Here is a 16,818-nt window from a genome sequence, read left to right as displayed (position 1 = left end):
AATATTCGAAAACTACTTTTCCTTATTAAAATTGAGTTTTATAATTGCGATCCCAGCAAACGGAAGAATCTTAACTCCTTTCAATTCCAATTCCTTCGCAGTTTGCGTATATCGATGCTCACTATAAAAAGCGGTAGCTCCAGATTTAGGCTTCACACCGATTACACCGGCCACCGTTATCTTTTTTAATTCTCTTCCAACTTTATTTCCGATCTCAATTAACTTCAAATCCTCAGACATAAATCCGAAAAAAGATTCCAATAAAGAATCCTTAGATTGTTTTCCTATTTCCAATTCGATATAATTATTAACCTTATCGATAAAATGGTCGTTATTTTTCTTTCTTTGAATCTTTTTATAAGTAAACAAAATGGAATTAATATCGTTCTTCAAGCTATCCGATGCGAGAATATCTTCAAACTCATCTTCATAAAAAACCGCAAACGGTCGATGTTTAACGAGAACAAAGTGAAGACTAAACTTCGCAATTACCATCTTTGCAAAATCAAATAGCTCATTCCGGTCAGCATGAAATTGTGTCCTCATAGATTTCATACTTTCAGCTTCTTCATATTAACGATCATAGGGAACGAAAATCTCTTTTATCCTTAACGGTAATCAGGTCGAAACACTTCCAATTCTTTCTTGGTAAAATGTGCGTTCTCTATTAATCGGCTTACATTGATTTATTGCATTTCCCGAGTCCAATTACCACCAACCTTTTTTCGCCAAGCCATCCATCCCAGAGGAAGATCCGCAATATCACCAACGGAAGGGTCTAATTGCCACATCTCCTCCAAACTCACAATCTCTGCATCTTCTTCAGATAATTCCATATCATCTAAAAATTGCCACATTCCATCTTCTTCATCATGCCAAATTGATAGAATTTTTTTACGGCCTGCCAAAATCCTATCCGTTGTAATGCACATAACATTTTTCTTATCTTTAAAAGGCCAATTTTTATTTCCCACTATTAACTCCTTTCTGCCAAGTATGGCATCGATTTCCGCAGTCGTATGAGAATAATGTTTTCTATTATGAAATCCTGCCGCTTTCATTTTTAAAAGGAGAGACAAATCGCCATCAGTAACAACTGTATCGCCCAATAGTATTGTTTTTAACTTTTTAAAATTTTGCAAAAAGCTCAAAGAAGCTACTTGTCCATTATCTATATACTTAAATTTTTCTAAATTAGATAATCCCTCAATCCCTATTTCTATATCAACAATCGACTTACAAAGCTCAAGATGAAGGCTCTGTAATTTAGAAAGGCTTTGTATAGAAGATATACTCTTTAATTTCAACATTCTAACTACTTCCAGCTCTTTTAATTTCGAATATTTTTCAACTCCGTTCAAAGTCTGCAAATTACCCAAAGCAAGCTCTAAAGTAGCCAAATTCCCATAATTAGGGAGAGACTCTAATGATTTATCATGCGGAGAATATTCTCGCAGAAACAAATGTTTCAATATGGTTGAATTTTTAGGTAAACTTAAGCCTTTATGCCAGCTTAATCTTAGATTCAATAAACTAGGAAAGATCCCAAAATCAAATTTCTGTTTCGAGTCAAAGACTCCTAAATACTCCACCCCTTCCAAGGCCGCCAAATGACTTATATCAATCTTATCAGCGTAAGTTATTACAATACGTTTAACATTTTTATTCTTAAGTAAAAAGGAAAGATCTGCCTTTTTATATCCAGTGAATGGATTAACGAAGATACCATCCCCACCTTTATTAAAATAATGATCCATACATTCGTCAATATTTCCAGAACGGATAATAACAAATGTATAATCACCCCAATTCGTTGTAGAGACTTTCAATTACACCTTCCCATAATCCAAGACATATATCTTTTTGGCATTTGTATTCTTTCAAAGATGCAAATAGAAGTTACTATTCTCTATCTTCTTTCGAATATTTTTCATCAGATGATTTTATTAGATTCTATCAGAGCATCGATCTGCTCTGAAGTATGAGAATAATGTCTCTTGTTCGAGAAGCCAGCTATCTTCAGTTTTGATAAAGGTAAAACATTTCCGTCTAAAACGTTAGCGTCCCTTAAGAAAACCTTTTCCAAAGATTTCATTTTGGAAAGAAACTTTATCGACGATAATTCTCCATTATCTACATAAAATAACGTTTCCAATTTAGCAATGCAATTTGCATCTTGAATTTTTTTACATAACTCGAGATGTAGATTTATAAACCCAGAAAGTTTCTCTATCTTAAATATTTTCCTCAGTTTCAATAATCGGATAATAGTAAGATTCTGCAACTTTTGAAATCGTTTAAATCCGCTTAAAGTTTCTATGCTGCCGCCAAGAAATTCTAAACTTTCTAAATTTCGATAATCCGGAAGCGCTGCTAAAGATTTATTAGCAGGAGAATAAGCATGTAAATAAAGGCTTGTTAAAAGATTTGATTTTTCCGGAAGATCAACTCGTTTATGCCAAGTAATTCGAAGCTCTTTTAGATTTTTGAAAATTCGATAATCTATTGCTTGCTGTTTATCAAAGACCCCAAGATATTCAACCTCTTGCAACAATGGAAGCAAAGATATATCAATCTTATCTCCATAACTTATAATGAAGCGTTTAATATTTTTGTATTTTTTCAAAAAAGCCAAGTCGTTCTTTTTATACTTACCATAAGGATGGACCATAATGCCATCTGCTTGACCATTAAAATAATACTTCATACACTCATCGATATTCGATGAATCAAGATTAACAAACTTAAATCCTCCCCAATCATCTACAGAAATTTTCAAAATTTTTAAGTCCTCAAAAGTGTTCGATTCTTAAAATAAACTATAATATTAAAACCACTATTAAAATTTTCCAACCTGTTTCAGATATTTTTCAGCAGGTATATTAATTATATTAAGAACTTCAGGATCTTTTATCCCTTTTTTGCCACGCATTCTCCTTGCCTTATTTTTAAACGCTTCGTAATTATTTGCCGCCCCTTTCCATGCGATCTCTCGCCGTTAACTCCACCTTCCCCAAATGAGATATGATTCGTTATAAAGGGGCAATCGAGACCTCGGAAAAAAAACTTTTTCCTGATTAGGGGACCTGTCTCAAAGCAGCTTCTACAAACCCCATATTTCTAACATTACAGTTCTTGTGGTGCCACAAGCCTTTCAGTAAAACAATAAAATTTTATACCCAAAGTTAGATATAAAATCGAATCAAAAAAGATCCTGACAAAAAAAATCTTAATAAAATCAGAAAATTTAACCACTCATTACCCATTTATAATATATTAATAAATATATTTCGCATAACGTTAAAATATTCTTCTTTTCAAAATTTAACCGTTTCGTAACAGATTAAATCGTTTTTAAAAATACAACAAATACAAAATATCAAATCTAAGGCCTAACGATCCGGAGGCCAAATCATGCGCAACGTTAAGTATCTCTTTGTATTGATTGCCATATTACTTTCCCAACAATGCTCTTCCCTTAAAGATATGCATTTACTTCCGAAAGCTAATTCATATAATTCAATGTTATATTTTCTAGGAATTGGAAATGGGTTGCCTAGTCCTAAAAATATATCATTTCCCCCAAGCGCAAAACTTCCCGAAGGATTTGATGGTTCCAAGGTTTCTATTACCTCTTCCGAAGAGATCACTATACCTGATACCTTCCCTTCTAATTTCGTGGCGATCGGTGAAGTATATGAAGTTAACATAGACGGTTTTGAAATTACCCCCTTTAATCCTGAAACAATAGAATACACTCAAGTCTATTTTCCGGGAAATGACCTAGCTGAATTAACGTTTAACATCGATAAAGCGGAATTAGAGAGCGAAGGTTTTAACCAAGAATTCCAAGTTTGGTATTTCGATTTACTAGAGCAGAGATGGAGAAAAGTGGAAAAGGTTTTATATGATGAAGCTAATTCTCAAGTTAAAGCATATACCTCGCACTTCACTTCATTTATATTAACTGCCATGCCAAAAATTGATGGTACTGATTTGGCGACTATTCCTGCCTGCTTAAATGCTGACCTTCCATTCATAAACTTAGAGGGGGTTCGAGACGATAATGGAATTTCTCAAGCAGTATTCACTACAACTGGCGAAGGATTCTTATATTTAAAGGATAGAGCGTATTATGTTAAACGAGATGCAGGAAGCTTTCAATCTTTAGGTTTCGAAGGTGCTCTTGCAATTGCAACCTGCCAAGGAGGAGGAGATTGTGGGGCGAATGCAAATCATAAATATTCTACTTCCTCAGAGTATATTAGATTTACTGCTTGGACTGATATAGATGTTTACGTTCTTTATGACACCAGAGGAGGCAGCTCTGCCGCAGATTCCAGCCAAGATGCCGATTGGCTACAGGCTGGATTTACTCAAATCCAAGATGCTTATATTTATACGACTGATATTGGTCTAGATCCGGATCCTCCTTCAGCAGGTAACGGATACAAAGTATATCGAAATAATACTTCCTATCTAAAAGGAAGCGAAGTGTCTTTAGGAGGAAATTGGAAAGGCGCAACAAGTAATGCAATTCAATCCAATTATTGGGTAATTATAAAACCTATTGGAACAGAAGGAAGATCCGTACCTTCCTCATTATTATGCTCGAATCCAGGTAGTTTTAATCTTCCTAAAAAGGTAACAAATTTGAAAATTCTACCAGGTCAAAATTCAGCAACACTGGTTTGGCAAAATCCGGATAATCCAAAAGCGACAAATATACTTGTTCGAAGAAGTCCTCTATTTCCTCCTTTAACACCTGGATCTGGCGAAGCTCCATCCGGCTCCTCTCCCCATAATCAAGCATTCACTGATACAGGATTAATAAACGGAGCCAGTTATTACTATTCTGTTTTTGCTTTGGATAATAATGGCAATTACGATGGCTTAGCTACCGTACAATTGCAAACCGGAACAGATACAGACGGAGACGGACTTTCAGATCTGACTGAAATAAGTACGGACCTGTCCGATTTGTTTGGTGGTGTTTCTAGAGTTTCTCTTGAGACAGCTGCGGATACGGATGGAGATGGTCTATCGGATGCAATCGAATTAATTAATGGAACTGATCCAAGTAACGCAGACTCTCAAAAACCGATTGTTACACAATTTCAATATACTGGATCAACTCCTACAACATATCCATATATGACTTTCGATGCAAATGCTACCGATAACGTATCCGTTACCGGCTGGGCGCTTACATCAACAAATGAAAAACCACTTTCTTACTTTAGTGAATGGTCTGCGATAAAACCAAATTTCAAAGAATTTTCAAAAAGTGGTTCTTACAATTTATATCTTTGGACCAAAGATGCCGCAGGAAACGTTAGCGATCCATATACTCCAGCATCATACCAGTTAGATGGAATTAAACTCGCAAAATTTGTTTACGCAACTCAAACCAGTGCAAACAAGGTTTTATCATATTCAATAAATCCTTTCACTGGTGCTTTAGAAAATAGTAATACATTTATTTCAGGAAATATACCGACTATTTTAACAGCCGATCCATTGGGAAGTTACGTTTTAATATACTATACGCAGACAAAAAATCTAGTATTGGCAAAAATAAACCGAGCCAACGGAAGTTTGGTAACAGTATATTCATATTATGTTTCAAGCACACTCTTAGATTCAGTGTATGGATTGACAATGGATCCTACCGGATCTTATATATATGCTGCAGGATATAAAAGTAATCCATCTGCTTTCAGTATCTTAAAATGGAATTTAAACAGAACTCTGGAGACAATTGTTCTTGATCAAACATTCCTTCCAACGCCAAGCATAGGGGATACAGGTTCTAGATTAAAAGTGAGCCCAAATGGTAGTATGATTAGCTATATTTGGGCAACGGGAGATTCACAATCTACCTACGGAAGCATTAAAAATTTCTTAATAAACCCTTTAAATGGTAGAATTTCAACAACACAAACTGTTTTTTCATTACTAAATTCTGCTGCCCCTTATGCCTTTGATTACCTGGGCAATGGAAATACAATGTTCATTGTAAGTCCAAACTCTCTTTCAACCGAGTCGGAAACTGGATTAAAATCAGCTTCTTCAGTAGTGTTTGCTCCACTAACTGGACAATCCGTCAGCGGATTCAATCAAGCACCAACCGTTAATACTTTTGCACTCGGAGTAAGTGGATCTGCAACTGGAAAAGCCGTTTATGTGTCGGGCTGGGCTGAAATAGAAAACCAGAATGAAATCACCGTTTTGAATTTACCGAACCCCTCGGCAGCTGGAACTGTCTTGCAAAGACTTTCTGTTACCGATTGGAACATAGGTGTTTTCGCAGAAAAATCAGGAAGATATTTATACTCAGTTGGATCAAAAATAAATTCATTCCTGATAGATCCAGGGACGGGCCAGTTAAACTCATCAAGCGTACAAACAATCTCGCTCCCAGAAACAGTTACTTCTTTTGCAACGGTTGCAGAACAAAATTCAAACGATCCTCCTGTTGCATTATTAGAAATTACAAATTCTTCTGATAATAATTTGCCTCAAAATATTCGAGTGAATCGAGAAACCACAATTTCATCAAGGGGAAGTTTCGATCCAAATATGACTTCTTGTTCGGTGAATCCGAATACATACGTTAGAAGTTGGAGATGGATCAGTAAACCTGTAGGATCAAATGCAAATTTTCAAATTACAGATTCTACATCTAGCGTTATAAAATTCACTCCTGATGTTCCGGGAAATTACACGATAGAATTTTCCATTACAGATTCGCCTGGCACATGCCAAGGTTCCTCTAGAACTGACACAACACAACTTACAGTCAGTGCTAAGTATTTTAACCAAGTTTTAGAATCTGGAAAATTACTCGTGCCAATGAAAGACGCTGCAAAATACAAACCGAATCCAACAAGCTCCGAATTACCTGGGGTCCCTTCTACTGCAGCTGCTAATTGGATACAAAAACCCGTAATAGATGCAGGGGCATATACAAGTGATTGCACAGGAAATCTGCTTACAAATCCCTGGGACCCACGTTGTTATGGAAATGGATATAAACCATATGGATACGCTAAATTCTATTTAAGACAGAAGGAAACGTTAATTTCGCCATGGCTCACGACTATGTATTGCCAATCTCCTTCCGCTTCGTTGTATGAAGACGCTATGAATTTTTGTAAAAACGAAACTCCCCCGACTCCAATTTATTCAAATTCAGGGATTATTCGAACGTTTACTGCGACCTCTTATGCGTTCATCTGGAAGGTAGAATGGTCTTGGTGGACAAATACCACGACTGCTTATACAAAGAATTAATGCTAAACAGATGGCATCGAAACAAGGATTCTAAACTTGTTTCGATGCTATTTCTTTCAATATTCCCCTCCCCCTACTATTACAATCCCGCATCATCCTCCGCTAGTTACACCATACCCTTCCTTCCCACTCTCCGAATGCCTCCCCAAACTAACCAACCCGTAACTACTTCGTAATAAATATGTAACTCAAATCTCGTAAAAATGTCTCATTACTTCTTATGGAGCTTTCGAAAGCTATGCATAATCGATATACTAATCTCTCTCTACGCCAATGGATCGCCATTGCACTTGTAGGAGGATTCGTTCTAACTGCAACTTTACCTACTTTTTCTCAAGATGCGGCACCCACCGACGCAAATAAAACCGAACAAACTGCACCTGCAGAACAACCTGCTCCGGCTCCTGCTGAAAAAAGTGGGACTTGGGGATTTGTAGATCTGTTCAATAAGGGTGGATGGACAATGTATCCATTGGCTCTTTCTTCTATCATTGCTCTTGCAATTATTTTTGAAAGGATCTACTTCCTTACTACTTCCAAACTTCTTCCTAAAGGTTTTAATATCGATCTAGGAGAGAAGGTTGATGAGAAAGGTTTTGATGGAGCGAAAGAATTCATCGATGCAAACCCTTCTTATAAAATTTCTGATATTTTGAAAAACGGTATCGATGTATCTGCTGGTAACGCTGAAATTTTTGCAAAAGGTATCGAAAGAGAAGCTGCAGAAGTGATCGTAGTTCTGGAAAGAGGACTTGTGATCTTAGCTGCTGTATCTACTATCGCACCTTTGATCGGGTTCTTAGGAACGGTTTCCGGTATGATCAACGCGTTCGACGCGATCGCAAATGCTGACCAAGTTAACGCGAAAGTGGTAGCGGGTGGTATTAAAGAAGCTCTTATCACTACTGCTGCTGGTTTGATTATCGCAATTCCTGCAATGACTTTCCACCAATATCTGACTTCCAGAATTGACGGATTCACATCCGAAGTGGAAGAAGCTGCAAACAGAATTTACAAAGAATTCCTGAAACGTAACGCAAGAGCTTAATCTTAGCTCTTCCATTTATTAGGAATTCGGAATATGATTCAGCTTAAGAAAAAAAGAGGTTTGGAAGAGATTTCAGCCTCTTCTATGTCGGATATCGCGTTTCTTCTTCTCGTATTTTTTATGGTGACCGCGGTGTTTTTCGTGAAGGAGGGTTTGAATATCCAACTTCCCCGCAAAAACTCCAACCCCACCTTAATCTTAAGAGAGAATATCTACGAGATACTGGTGGCTGGCGAAACGATCAAGATGAGGAACAAAGTCCTCGGCACTCGTGATTACAAAGATTTGGCAGAGTTCAGAAAAGATCTGAATGATCTGGAAATCCCGAATCTCGATGAAAAAGTTGCTTTGATCAAAACGACCGGCGAAACGAAGTACGGAAATATGTTAGATGCTCTTTCTGCAGTGCAGTTGAGAGGATTTAAACAAGTCTCCGTAAAAAGATTAAAATAAGTTATGGCACTTAAAAAGAAAAAAGCTCCACCTTCCATTCCGGTCAGCTCTATGGCCGATATCGCCTTTCTTCTTTTGGTATTCTTTATGGTGACCTCGGTCCTTGATACGGATCCAGATCTTCCACTTGCTCTTCCGGATGTTCCGGGAGGTGAGCAGCTCAACAAAAAGATCGCGAACTTGTATATAGGTGCTGATAAGGCAATATATTTCAACCAGATCCGTATGCCTCTTAATGAAGCGATTAATAACGTAAGAGCAAAGCTTGCCACTACACCAGACCTTAAGGTGCTTATCCATGCGGATAAGGATGTGGATTATGCAAGTCTCGACGATGTATTCGAATTATTAAAAGAAGCGGGAGCCTTAAAAGTTTCCCTCGTGACTAAAACCACTCAAGGAGGAGGATTGAAATGAACCAAGTTGCTTCTCCTCCTTCTTCCAAAAAACGTTCTGGTCTTCGTAGGTTTGTTGATCGTTACAGAATGGAAACCTTCTTAGGTTCTTCTGCTTTTCTTCAGATCGCAGCACTTCTTTTCTGGTACACTCCTCCAACTACTTATGACCATCTGGACAAACTCATCGATGAAGTCGCCTTCGTGGATAATTTAGTGATCCAAGATCCAAACGTGGGAGAAGCTCCTGACGACGGAGAATTCGAAGTTACAGACACTCTAAAAAAGAAAGAGGACTCTAGAATTGCAGGAGCTCAGGATGCGATCGTATCTGGTGCCACTGCGCCGATCGACCTTTCTCCGAACGTTCAACCTGAATACACCAAAGACGCTCAGTCTGCAGGTATAGGCGGAACTCTTACTTTAGAAGTGATCATCGCCGACTCAGGAGAAGTTTTAAGAGTACGTAATATTGGTAAAACCTTAGGATATGGATTAGAAGAATCCGCAATCCAAGCCTTCTATAAAAAACGTTACTCTCCTTCTGTCCTGGATGGAAAAAAGATTACTGTAAAAGTTTACGTTCCAGTTCGTTTCTCTCTCTATTGATATAATCTTCTTCTTCCGTTTGGAAGAAGAAGAGGTTCTAATTACTCACCTAACACCAGTTCATTAACTATTCTTTATATTTTTATCTCAGAACAATCGTTCGAATTATAAATTTATGATTTGCTTTTTCTTCCTGGCCAGGGGTAATTACGGCCCTCGGGAGATACAAAGCGATGGAATCCAACTCGAATCAAGCCAAACATGCATGGAGGATCTTAATCCTTCTATTCTTGGCAAACCTTCTCAACTTCTTCGATAGAACGATCCCAGCAATCATCATAGAGCCTATTCGACATGAATGGGATTTAAGTGATCTCCAATTAGGTATCGTAGGTTCTGCATTCACTGTAATATATGCCATCGCCGGTTTACCATTAGGAAGACTCGCAGATTCTTGGAGCCGCAAAAAGATTATAGGTTGGGGACTCGCGATCTGGAGCGCGTTTACTGCTTTAAATGGATACGCTTGGAATTATTTATCTTTTGTTTCCGTTCGTATGGGAGTTGGAATTGGAGAAGCAAGTTATGCACCTGCTGCGAACTCTCTTATAGGAGATCTTTTTCCTTCTCATAAAAGAGCAAGAGCAGTTGGTATTTTTATGTTGGGACTTCCTTTAGGTCTTGTCCTTGCATTCTTCACTGTGGGAGCAATGGTAAAAGCTTTCGGATCTTGGAGAGCTCCATTCTTCATAGCAGCATTGCCAGGAATTCTTCTTTCCATATTTTTCTTTTTTATCAGAGAACCTGAAAGAGGAGCTGCAGAATCTATCCAGGTATCGAAAGTCCCACCTTCCCAACCCATCAAAAAAGTATTAAGGATCCCTACTATGTGGTGGATCATCCTATCTGGTCTTACTTTCAATTTTGCAGCCTATGCAGTGAATAGTTTCCTAGTTTCTTTATTACAAAGATATTATCATTTCACTTTGGTAAAAGCTGCAATCACCACTGGATTTATAGTAGGGATCACAGGTCTAATCGGACTAACAGTCGGAGGTTGGATTGCAGATAAGATCCACCAAAGATCAGAAAGAGGTCGTCTTCTTTTCGGTGCATTCAATTTGTTCGTTTCCGGGATCCTGATTTTTTTAGCATTGCTCCAGTCTGAACAATTAGTTTTATTCTTCTCACTTCTACTCGGCTTTGGATGGTTACTTTCGTATAATTATTATACCTGCGTTTACCCTGCGATACAAGACGTGATAGAACCTAGATTAAGAGCAACTGCAATGGCGATCTATTTTGCAGCAATGTATCTGTTAGGCGGAGCGGCTGGTCCCGCAGTTGTCGGCTGGTTTTCGGATTATTTAACCAGATCTGCAATGTTACGCTCGGGTGCTTCGGAGATGACCGAACAATTTAAGGCAATCGGTTTGCATGATTCTCTCTATCTGATTCCTGTGACAGTGTTATTAACTTCCCTATTTGTATTCTTAGCTTCCAGAAGTTTTGCCCAGGATGCATCTGCGATGAAGAAAAGTTTAGAGGGAAAAGCCTGAAACTAATCATATGATTAGATTATTTAGTCTTATTTCTGTAACTTAAATGATACCAATATTGCATAAAACTTCTCCAAAGGAGGCCTGTAACCAAATCATCTCCATACTGTAATCATTTTGTAACCAAAAGAAGCCATTCTGTTACCTGAACGTAAAACAGAATTCGCTGGGGAAAAAACCCAGAAAGCGAATCGAAAAGGTAACTCTGAATGAAGCAGAAATCTAAAAATAGAAAGAACTTAGAGGGGATAAGATCTCAGTTTCTTATTCTAGGGCTTATCGTCTGTTCCCAGACGATTTTCTCCCAAGGAACTCCACCAGGAGCAGAACTTGCGCAAGCAGGTGAGCCTCCTAAAATGGAAAAGCCAAAACAAGAAGAATTCACTATATATGAAGATCAGGATGGGCAATTATATACCAAACCTGGTCCAGGTCGTTTTAAGAGTAAGATGGATAAGGCCATCAACAAGAACGAGCCTAAGTTCAATCCTTATCCAAACCATTTCACTAGTAGACCGGATGAACTCCAAAAAGAAAGACTTACCATCACAGGTAGGATACAATTTAGAGGAGTCTCCGCTCAGACTGGATCCAATTATAATAACGGAAACGAAGATTTCAATTCCGTGGATTGGAACTTTAGACGTCTTCGTTTAGGATTACAATACCAAGGTAATTCCTGGTGGGGAATGGCCCTGAACTTAAGGGGAGAGAACATGCTGAACGCTCCTTATGTTACCCAAACCAAAAATTCTACTGGAGAAGTAACGAACGTTTCTTTGAAAGAAGGAAGAGGTTATATCCAAGAAGCATTCCTTTTTGTGAATATTCCTATCTTAGGAGCAAGATTGAGTTTCGGCCAATTACCGACTCAATTCCATAGAGAGTATTTGATGTCTTCTGCAAACTTCATCGCATTAGAACGTTCTTATATGACAAATGCTTATCCTCAGTTCGATATGGGTGTAAACCTGAGACTTTCTCCTTTAAAAGATTTTTTCGAAGGAAAGTATGAAAAATATCTGACTGTCGACTTGATGGCAGGTAACGGACATGGTGGTGGCGGTGACTACGGAACTGGTAGACGCCAGGATCTTACCGTTGCTGGTAGACCGAACCAACCTATTCTGAATTCTCCTTTATATTTTGCGAGAGTTCAATGGAACGTTTTAGGTGGTTTAGTTAAGGAAAACGGTAGTAACGTTGGCTGGCAAGAAGGAGAGGAGATCTTCCAAAAAGATCTGAAAATCTCCTTAGGTGCTGCTACTATGCAAACTAAGAATGTAAGCTTTAGTTCTGGCCCTGCTTCCACTCTGGCTGTGGACGGCGCGATCCCAAGAGGCGCTCCTACTCAGTATCTTCTTACAACTCAAACTACTGCTGATAATAGTACTGCAGATTGTACTGTTCCAAGCTACCAAACCAGTTATTGCCAAAAAAATCTGGACCTAAGGGGTTATACCTACGACGGGACCATGACTTGGAATGGTATTTATCTAAGTGGTGCTTACACTACTTATACTGGAGCGGCTTCCAACAATCTTTCAGGATGGCAGGCAACAGTTGGATATAATATCCAAATATTCGATAAATATTATATTATGCCTGTTTTCAGATACGATTTCCTAAAAGGAGATTTCAATCGTAACGGTAAGATTGAAGATAACGATCTTAAAAGATATTATTGGGTCGGTCTGAATCTTTTCGGGGACAAACACTTGTTTAAGGCACAATTATTCTATCAAATCCCAGTTCTTAAATTGGGAATAGATCCTATAACAAGAGAACCTGAAACTATCAATAATCAAACCCTCTACTTCCAACTTCAGGCAACTTTCTGGACCGGAATGGTTACACCTGACCAATTGAACAGCAGATTAGATTAAGAAGAGGAGAAAGCAAATTATGAAATCTAAACTTAAATTCATACTTCCACTTTTGGGACTTTTAGCAATTTCTTGCTCTTCCAATACAAAGGAAGATTCGGCACTACTAGGAGCCTTGATCGGAACTCCTGACGACGGAAACAACTCAATCGTAGTGGTAGAGGTTGCAGGAAATTTCACTGATTATACGGGAGAATGTTACGACCATTTCACCGTTTTGGGAACTTCTAATTCTACAATCTCTCCGACCAATTATTATCTTTATATAATGTTTGGACATTCTCTCGATACAGAACTGAGGAAATCCGCTCTTTCCAAGCAAACTTGTGGTGCCTTGGGATTTTTGGGTTCAGGAATTCCTACAAATGCAAGTCCTGTGAATTTTAAATATTATACCTGTGATCCAAACCTGGGGCAAGCAGGGGGAGATTGTGGGACTAAGATTAAATCGGCGGTAGGATTTCCTACCGACTAACAATAAAAAGCCCCTGTACTTTCTTGCGGCCAGGGGCTTATTTCATAGAATGCGCTAAAATGCCAAATCTATGCAGCAGAATAGAGTGTATCAGGATTGTAATATTCGAGAAATCCGTTCGTAACGGTTCTCATTTATGATTCAAAAATATTTCAGGAGAAATATCAAACAGATGAAAAAGATAGGTTTAAGACTTATTGTCTTATTAGCATTCGCTCTTTCTTCATTTTCCGTATCCGGGGAAGAGAAAAAGACAATCACCATTAAAGGATCCGATACAATGGTTATCCTGGTTCAAAAATGGACCGAAACCTTCCCGGATAAATCCGTTCAATTCCAAGTTACTGGAGGAGGATCTGGAACTGGGATTGCTGCTCTAATCAACGGAACTACAGATATTTGTTCCGCTTCTCGCCCTCTAAAACCTCAAGAAATCCAACAATTAAAGGAAAAATACAATTCCAACGGTGTGGAAATCAAAGTTGCAATCGACGGTATTTCTCTTTATGTAAACAAAAAGAATCCAGTTGCAAAACTAACTCTGGAAGAAATCCGCAAGATTTTCACTGGAAAGATCACCAATTGGAAAGAAGTTGGCGGAGAAGATCATAAAATCGTACTTTATAGCCGTGAGAATAACTCCGGAACTTATGAGTATTTCAAAGAACACGCTTTGGAAAAACAAGATTTTGATCCTTCTGCACAACATATGGTAGGAACTGCAGCACTAGTAAACGCAATCTCCAAAGATAAATGGGGAATCGGTTATGGTGGAGCAGCTTACGCTTCCGGAGTAAAAGACGTTGCAGTTGCTGCTGACGCAAACTCTAAAGCAGAACTTCCAACTGAAGCGAATATTTTGACCAATAAATATCCGATCTCCAGATATCTATATTTTTATCTGAGAGAAGCACCTAAAGACCAAACTAAAAAGTTTATCGATTGGGTAATCGGAAAAGACGGACAAAAAGTTGTGAAGGACGTAGGTTACTTCCCTCTTAAGAAAAAGTAATATTGTGTGATCGGCTCTCAGTAATGGGAGCCGTTCTTAAATCCAGAATTCGGAATAATCAATGAGCAAACTCGATCCTCTGCTGAGATATCTATTACATCCGAGCAGAAGAAAAATAGACGTTTTCGCGGAAACCTTAGTAAAAGGAACCGCTGCAACTTCCATCCTTATCATTCTTCTTATTTTTTTCTTTGTCTTTAGAGAAGCTTCTTCCTTATTCTTCTCGGATTCTCCGCAAGCCACTTCTACTATCCAAAGCTCCGGAGCGCCAACGGAATACAATCCTGACTCCAGTTCGGATGCTCCTGCAGAATATAATCCTGATGGAGATACTTTAGAATTAAATAAACCTGTTGCTGTAACTGCCCCAGAACCTGAAAAACTTTCTCTTTTCGAAAATCTTTTCAGCAAAATATGGCAGCCCGTTTCTTCTGTTCCTAAATTTGGTATTCTACCTTTGATCATAGGAACTGCAAAGACTACAATCATAGCAATTTTAATCGGAGCGCCTTTAGCTATTTTAGCCGCCTTGAATATTACGTTTTTTGTATCTCCGAGAGTAAGAGAGATAGTAAAACCTGCAATTGAGATGCTTGCAAACTTCCCTTCTGTTGTGATCGGATTTTTCTGCTTAATGGATGTTGCCACCTTAGTTAAGGCAACCTTCGATATAGACTTCAGATTGAATGCTTTGACTGGAGGGATCGGTCTTGCGATTGCAGTCACTCCAATCATATTCACTGTTGCGGAAGATGCATTAAGTACAGTGCCTCAATCTTATAGACAGGCGTCTTTAGCATTAGGTGCTACTGAATGGCAAACTGCTTATAGAGTTATGCTTCCTGCTGCATTACCTGGTGTATTTGCCGCAGTACTTTTAGGGATCGGCCGAGCTTTTGGAGAGACTATGATCGCTCTTATGGCAACTGGTAACGCCCCTATGATGAGTTTCGGTATTTTTGATCCGAGTAGGACATTTGCCGCCACGATCGGTGCGGAAATGGGAGAAGTTATTTGGGGATCAGAACATTATAATATTCTGTTCTTCCTAGGAGTTCTTCTTTTCCTATTCACTTTTTCCTTGAACGCAATCACTGAGCTGTACGTTAAAAAACGGCTTATGAAAAAGTTCCAAGGCTCCTAAACAAACAAGATTTGGTAAACCTCTTTGAAATGGAAAAAAGTCAGACTTAAAAGAAGAAGAGTCGTACAAGATAAAATTTATTCCATATTAGCCCTCGGTGCTCCTATGCTTGCGACTGGACTGATCTTAACTGCAGTTGTTCTCATGCTTGGGAATATTTTCTACAAAGGAATTTCCGGCGTTAACTGGGAATTCCTGACGGAAGCACCAAGGAATAATAACTTAGAAGGCGGGATATTTCCCGCAATCTATGGAACAGTATATCTAGTTTTTATAATGATCTTATTCAGCATTCCAATTGGGACTGCGACTGGGATCTTTCTATCTGAATATACCGCAAGAGATTCTAGGTTTGCGATGACTGTTAGATTTGCGATCAATACCTTAGCTGGAGTTCCTTCCATCGTATTTGGCCTATTCGGTGTTGGATTTTTTATCCAATTCCTGGGAAAAGGAATGGATTATGTTGCGAACAACACTACTCCAGTTTGGGGAAAACCAGCTCTAATCTGGGCAGCGGCGACTCTCGCAATCCTTACCTTGCCTGTAGTCATTATCTCTGTAGAAGAAACGATGAGAAGTATTCCAAGAGAAATGAGAGAATCCAGCCTCGCATTAGGCGCAACCAAATGGCAGACCATTTGGAAATTGATCCTACCAAATTCTTTAACTGGAATTTTAACAGGAGCGATCCTTGCAATTGGAAGAGGAGCAGGAGAAGTGGCTCCGATCTTATTCGTGGGAGTTGTGTATTCTTTGCCTGAATTACCTTCGCACCTTTCAGATCAGTTCATGCAATTAGGTTACCATTTATTCGTATTGGCAACCCAATCGCCTGATGTAGACGCAGCGATGCCGAAACAATATGCTACCACAGTCGTATTATTAACTCTTACCTTCGGGATGAGTTTTTTCGCTACATTCTTAAGATACAGAATCAGGAAATCCAGGGGCAAAGCCCATGTATAACGTTTTTATTGGAGATGCGAGGAGTTAATCGC

General features: G+C 38.6%; 14 protein-coding genes. 11 read left to right on the top strand and 3 right to left on the bottom strand.

All coding sequences use genetic code 11. The annotated features are described in order from the left end of the window. Positions 1-12 precede the first annotated feature (12 nt). The 3 genes from EHQ52_RS13090 to EHQ52_RS13080 form a co-directional block, all read right to left on the bottom strand. Positions 13-555 (bottom strand): hypothetical protein, encoded by a 543-nt coding sequence (locus EHQ52_RS13090; protein WP_135615572.1) that lies wholly within the window; start codon positions 553-555, stop codon positions 13-15. A 131-nt stretch (positions 556-686) separates the two neighbouring features. Next, positions 687-1,829, bottom strand: a complete 1,143-nt coding sequence (locus EHQ52_RS20185; RefSeq protein WP_208653485.1) for a hypothetical protein — start codon at positions 1,827-1,829, stop codon at positions 687-689. A gap of 104 nt (positions 1,830-1,933) precedes the next feature. Continuing rightward, a complete protein-coding gene (locus EHQ52_RS13080) occupies positions 1,934-2,779 on the bottom strand; it encodes a hypothetical protein (RefSeq protein ID WP_135615571.1) in 846 nt (281 codons plus the stop codon). A gap of 743 nt (positions 2,780-3,522) precedes the next feature. Here EHQ52_RS13080 and EHQ52_RS13075 point away from each other — a divergent pair. The 11 genes from EHQ52_RS13075 to pstA all read left to right on the top strand — a co-directional run bounded on the left by EHQ52_RS13075 (position 3,523) and on the right by pstA (position 16,786). Continuing rightward, complete coding sequence (locus tag EHQ52_RS13075) at positions 3,523-7,296, top strand: thrombospondin type 3 repeat-containing protein (RefSeq protein WP_167492205.1); 3,774 nt, start codon at positions 3,523-3,525, stop codon at positions 7,294-7,296. A 238-nt stretch (positions 7,297-7,534) separates the two neighbouring features. Beyond that, the gene (locus EHQ52_RS13070; protein ID WP_135615569.1) at positions 7,535-8,344 is read left to right on the top strand and encodes a MotA/TolQ/ExbB proton channel family protein; all 810 of its coding nucleotides are present in this window, start codon (positions 7,535-7,537) and stop codon (positions 8,342-8,344) included. Between the two features lie 33 nt (positions 8,345-8,377). Further along, on the top strand, positions 8,378-8,797 hold the full coding sequence (locus EHQ52_RS13065) for an ExbD/TolR family protein (protein WP_135615568.1): 420 nt from the start codon (positions 8,378-8,380) through the stop codon (positions 8,795-8,797). Positions 8,798-8,800: 3 nt separating this feature from the next. Then, entirely contained in the window at positions 8,801-9,214 is a 414-nt protein-coding gene (locus EHQ52_RS13060; RefSeq protein WP_135615567.1) for an ExbD/TolR family protein, read from the top strand. Further along, a complete protein-coding gene (locus EHQ52_RS13055) occupies positions 9,211-9,801 on the top strand; it encodes an energy transducer TonB (RefSeq protein WP_135615566.1) in 591 nt (196 codons plus the stop codon). Before EHQ52_RS13060 ends, EHQ52_RS13055 begins: the two co-directional genes overlap by 4 nt. A gap of 173 nt (positions 9,802-9,974) precedes the next feature. Further along, the gene (locus tag EHQ52_RS13050) at positions 9,975-11,300 is read left to right on the top strand and encodes a spinster family MFS transporter (RefSeq protein ID WP_135615565.1); all 1,326 of its coding nucleotides are present in this window, start codon (positions 9,975-9,977) and stop codon (positions 11,298-11,300) included. A gap of 209 nt (positions 11,301-11,509) precedes the next feature. Continuing rightward, positions 11,510-13,186, top strand: coding sequence for a hypothetical protein (locus EHQ52_RS13045; protein WP_135615564.1), 1,677 nt, complete (start codon positions 11,510-11,512; stop codon positions 13,184-13,186). Between the two features lie 19 nt (positions 13,187-13,205). Then, complete coding sequence (locus EHQ52_RS13040) at positions 13,206-13,661, top strand: LA_3150 family lipoprotein (RefSeq protein ID WP_135615563.1); 456 nt, start codon at positions 13,206-13,208, stop codon at positions 13,659-13,661. Positions 13,662-13,833: 172 nt separating this feature from the next. Next, positions 13,834-14,673 carry a phosphate ABC transporter substrate-binding protein gene (locus tag EHQ52_RS13035; RefSeq protein WP_135615562.1) on the top strand — a complete coding sequence of 280 codons (840 nt, stop codon included), beginning with the start codon at positions 13,834-13,836 and terminating at the stop codon, positions 14,671-14,673. Positions 14,674-14,734: 61 nt separating this feature from the next. Next, positions 14,735-15,817, top strand: a complete 1,083-nt coding sequence (pstC, locus tag EHQ52_RS13030; protein ID WP_135615561.1) for a phosphate ABC transporter permease subunit PstC — start codon at positions 14,735-14,737, stop codon at positions 15,815-15,817. A gap of 24 nt (positions 15,818-15,841) precedes the next feature. Then, complete coding sequence (gene pstA / locus EHQ52_RS13025) at positions 15,842-16,786, top strand: phosphate ABC transporter permease PstA (protein ID WP_135615560.1); 945 nt, start codon at positions 15,842-15,844, stop codon at positions 16,784-16,786. Positions 16,787-16,818 lie beyond the last annotated feature (32 nt).

This window comes from Leptospira koniambonensis (assembly GCF_004769555.1).
Classification (GTDB): domain Bacteria; phylum Spirochaetota; class Leptospiria; order Leptospirales; family Leptospiraceae; genus Leptospira_B; species Leptospira_B koniambonensis.
Note: the sequence above shows the minus strand (reverse complement) of the source record. Positions and strands in the feature narration are given on the sequence as shown.

Excerpts from the sequence above, each read along its gene's own strand:
- EHQ52_RS13050 (WP_135615565.1), top strand. The coding sequence starts at position 9,975 with ATGGAATCCAACTCGAATCAAGCCAAACATGCATGGAGGATCTTAATC.
- EHQ52_RS13035 (WP_135615562.1), top strand. The coding sequence starts at position 13,834 with ATGAAAAAGATAGGTTTAAGACTTATTGTCTTATTAGCATTCGCTCTT.
- EHQ52_RS13090 (WP_135615572.1), bottom strand. The coding sequence starts at position 555 with ATGAAATCTATGAGGACACAATTTCATGCTGACCGGAATGAGCTATTT.
- EHQ52_RS13060 (WP_135615567.1), top strand. The coding sequence starts at position 8,801 with ATGGCACTTAAAAAGAAAAAAGCTCCACCTTCCATTCCGGTCAGCTCT.
- EHQ52_RS13045 (WP_135615564.1), top strand. The coding sequence starts at position 11,510 with ATGAAGCAGAAATCTAAAAATAGAAAGAACTTAGAGGGGATAAGATCT.
- EHQ52_RS13040 (WP_135615563.1), top strand. The coding sequence starts at position 13,206 with ATGAAATCTAAACTTAAATTCATACTTCCACTTTTGGGACTTTTAGCA.
- EHQ52_RS13075 (WP_167492205.1), top strand. The coding sequence starts at position 3,523 with ATGTTATATTTTCTAGGAATTGGAAATGGGTTGCCTAGTCCTAAAAAT.
- EHQ52_RS13055 (WP_135615566.1), top strand. The coding sequence starts at position 9,211 with ATGAACCAAGTTGCTTCTCCTCCTTCTTCCAAAAAACGTTCTGGTCTT.
- pstC (WP_135615561.1), top strand. The coding sequence starts at position 14,735 with ATGAGCAAACTCGATCCTCTGCTGAGATATCTATTACATCCGAGCAGA.
- EHQ52_RS13070 (WP_135615569.1), top strand. The coding sequence starts at position 7,535 with ATGCATAATCGATATACTAATCTCTCTCTACGCCAATGGATCGCCATT.
- EHQ52_RS13065 (WP_135615568.1), top strand. The coding sequence starts at position 8,378 with ATGATTCAGCTTAAGAAAAAAAGAGGTTTGGAAGAGATTTCAGCCTCT.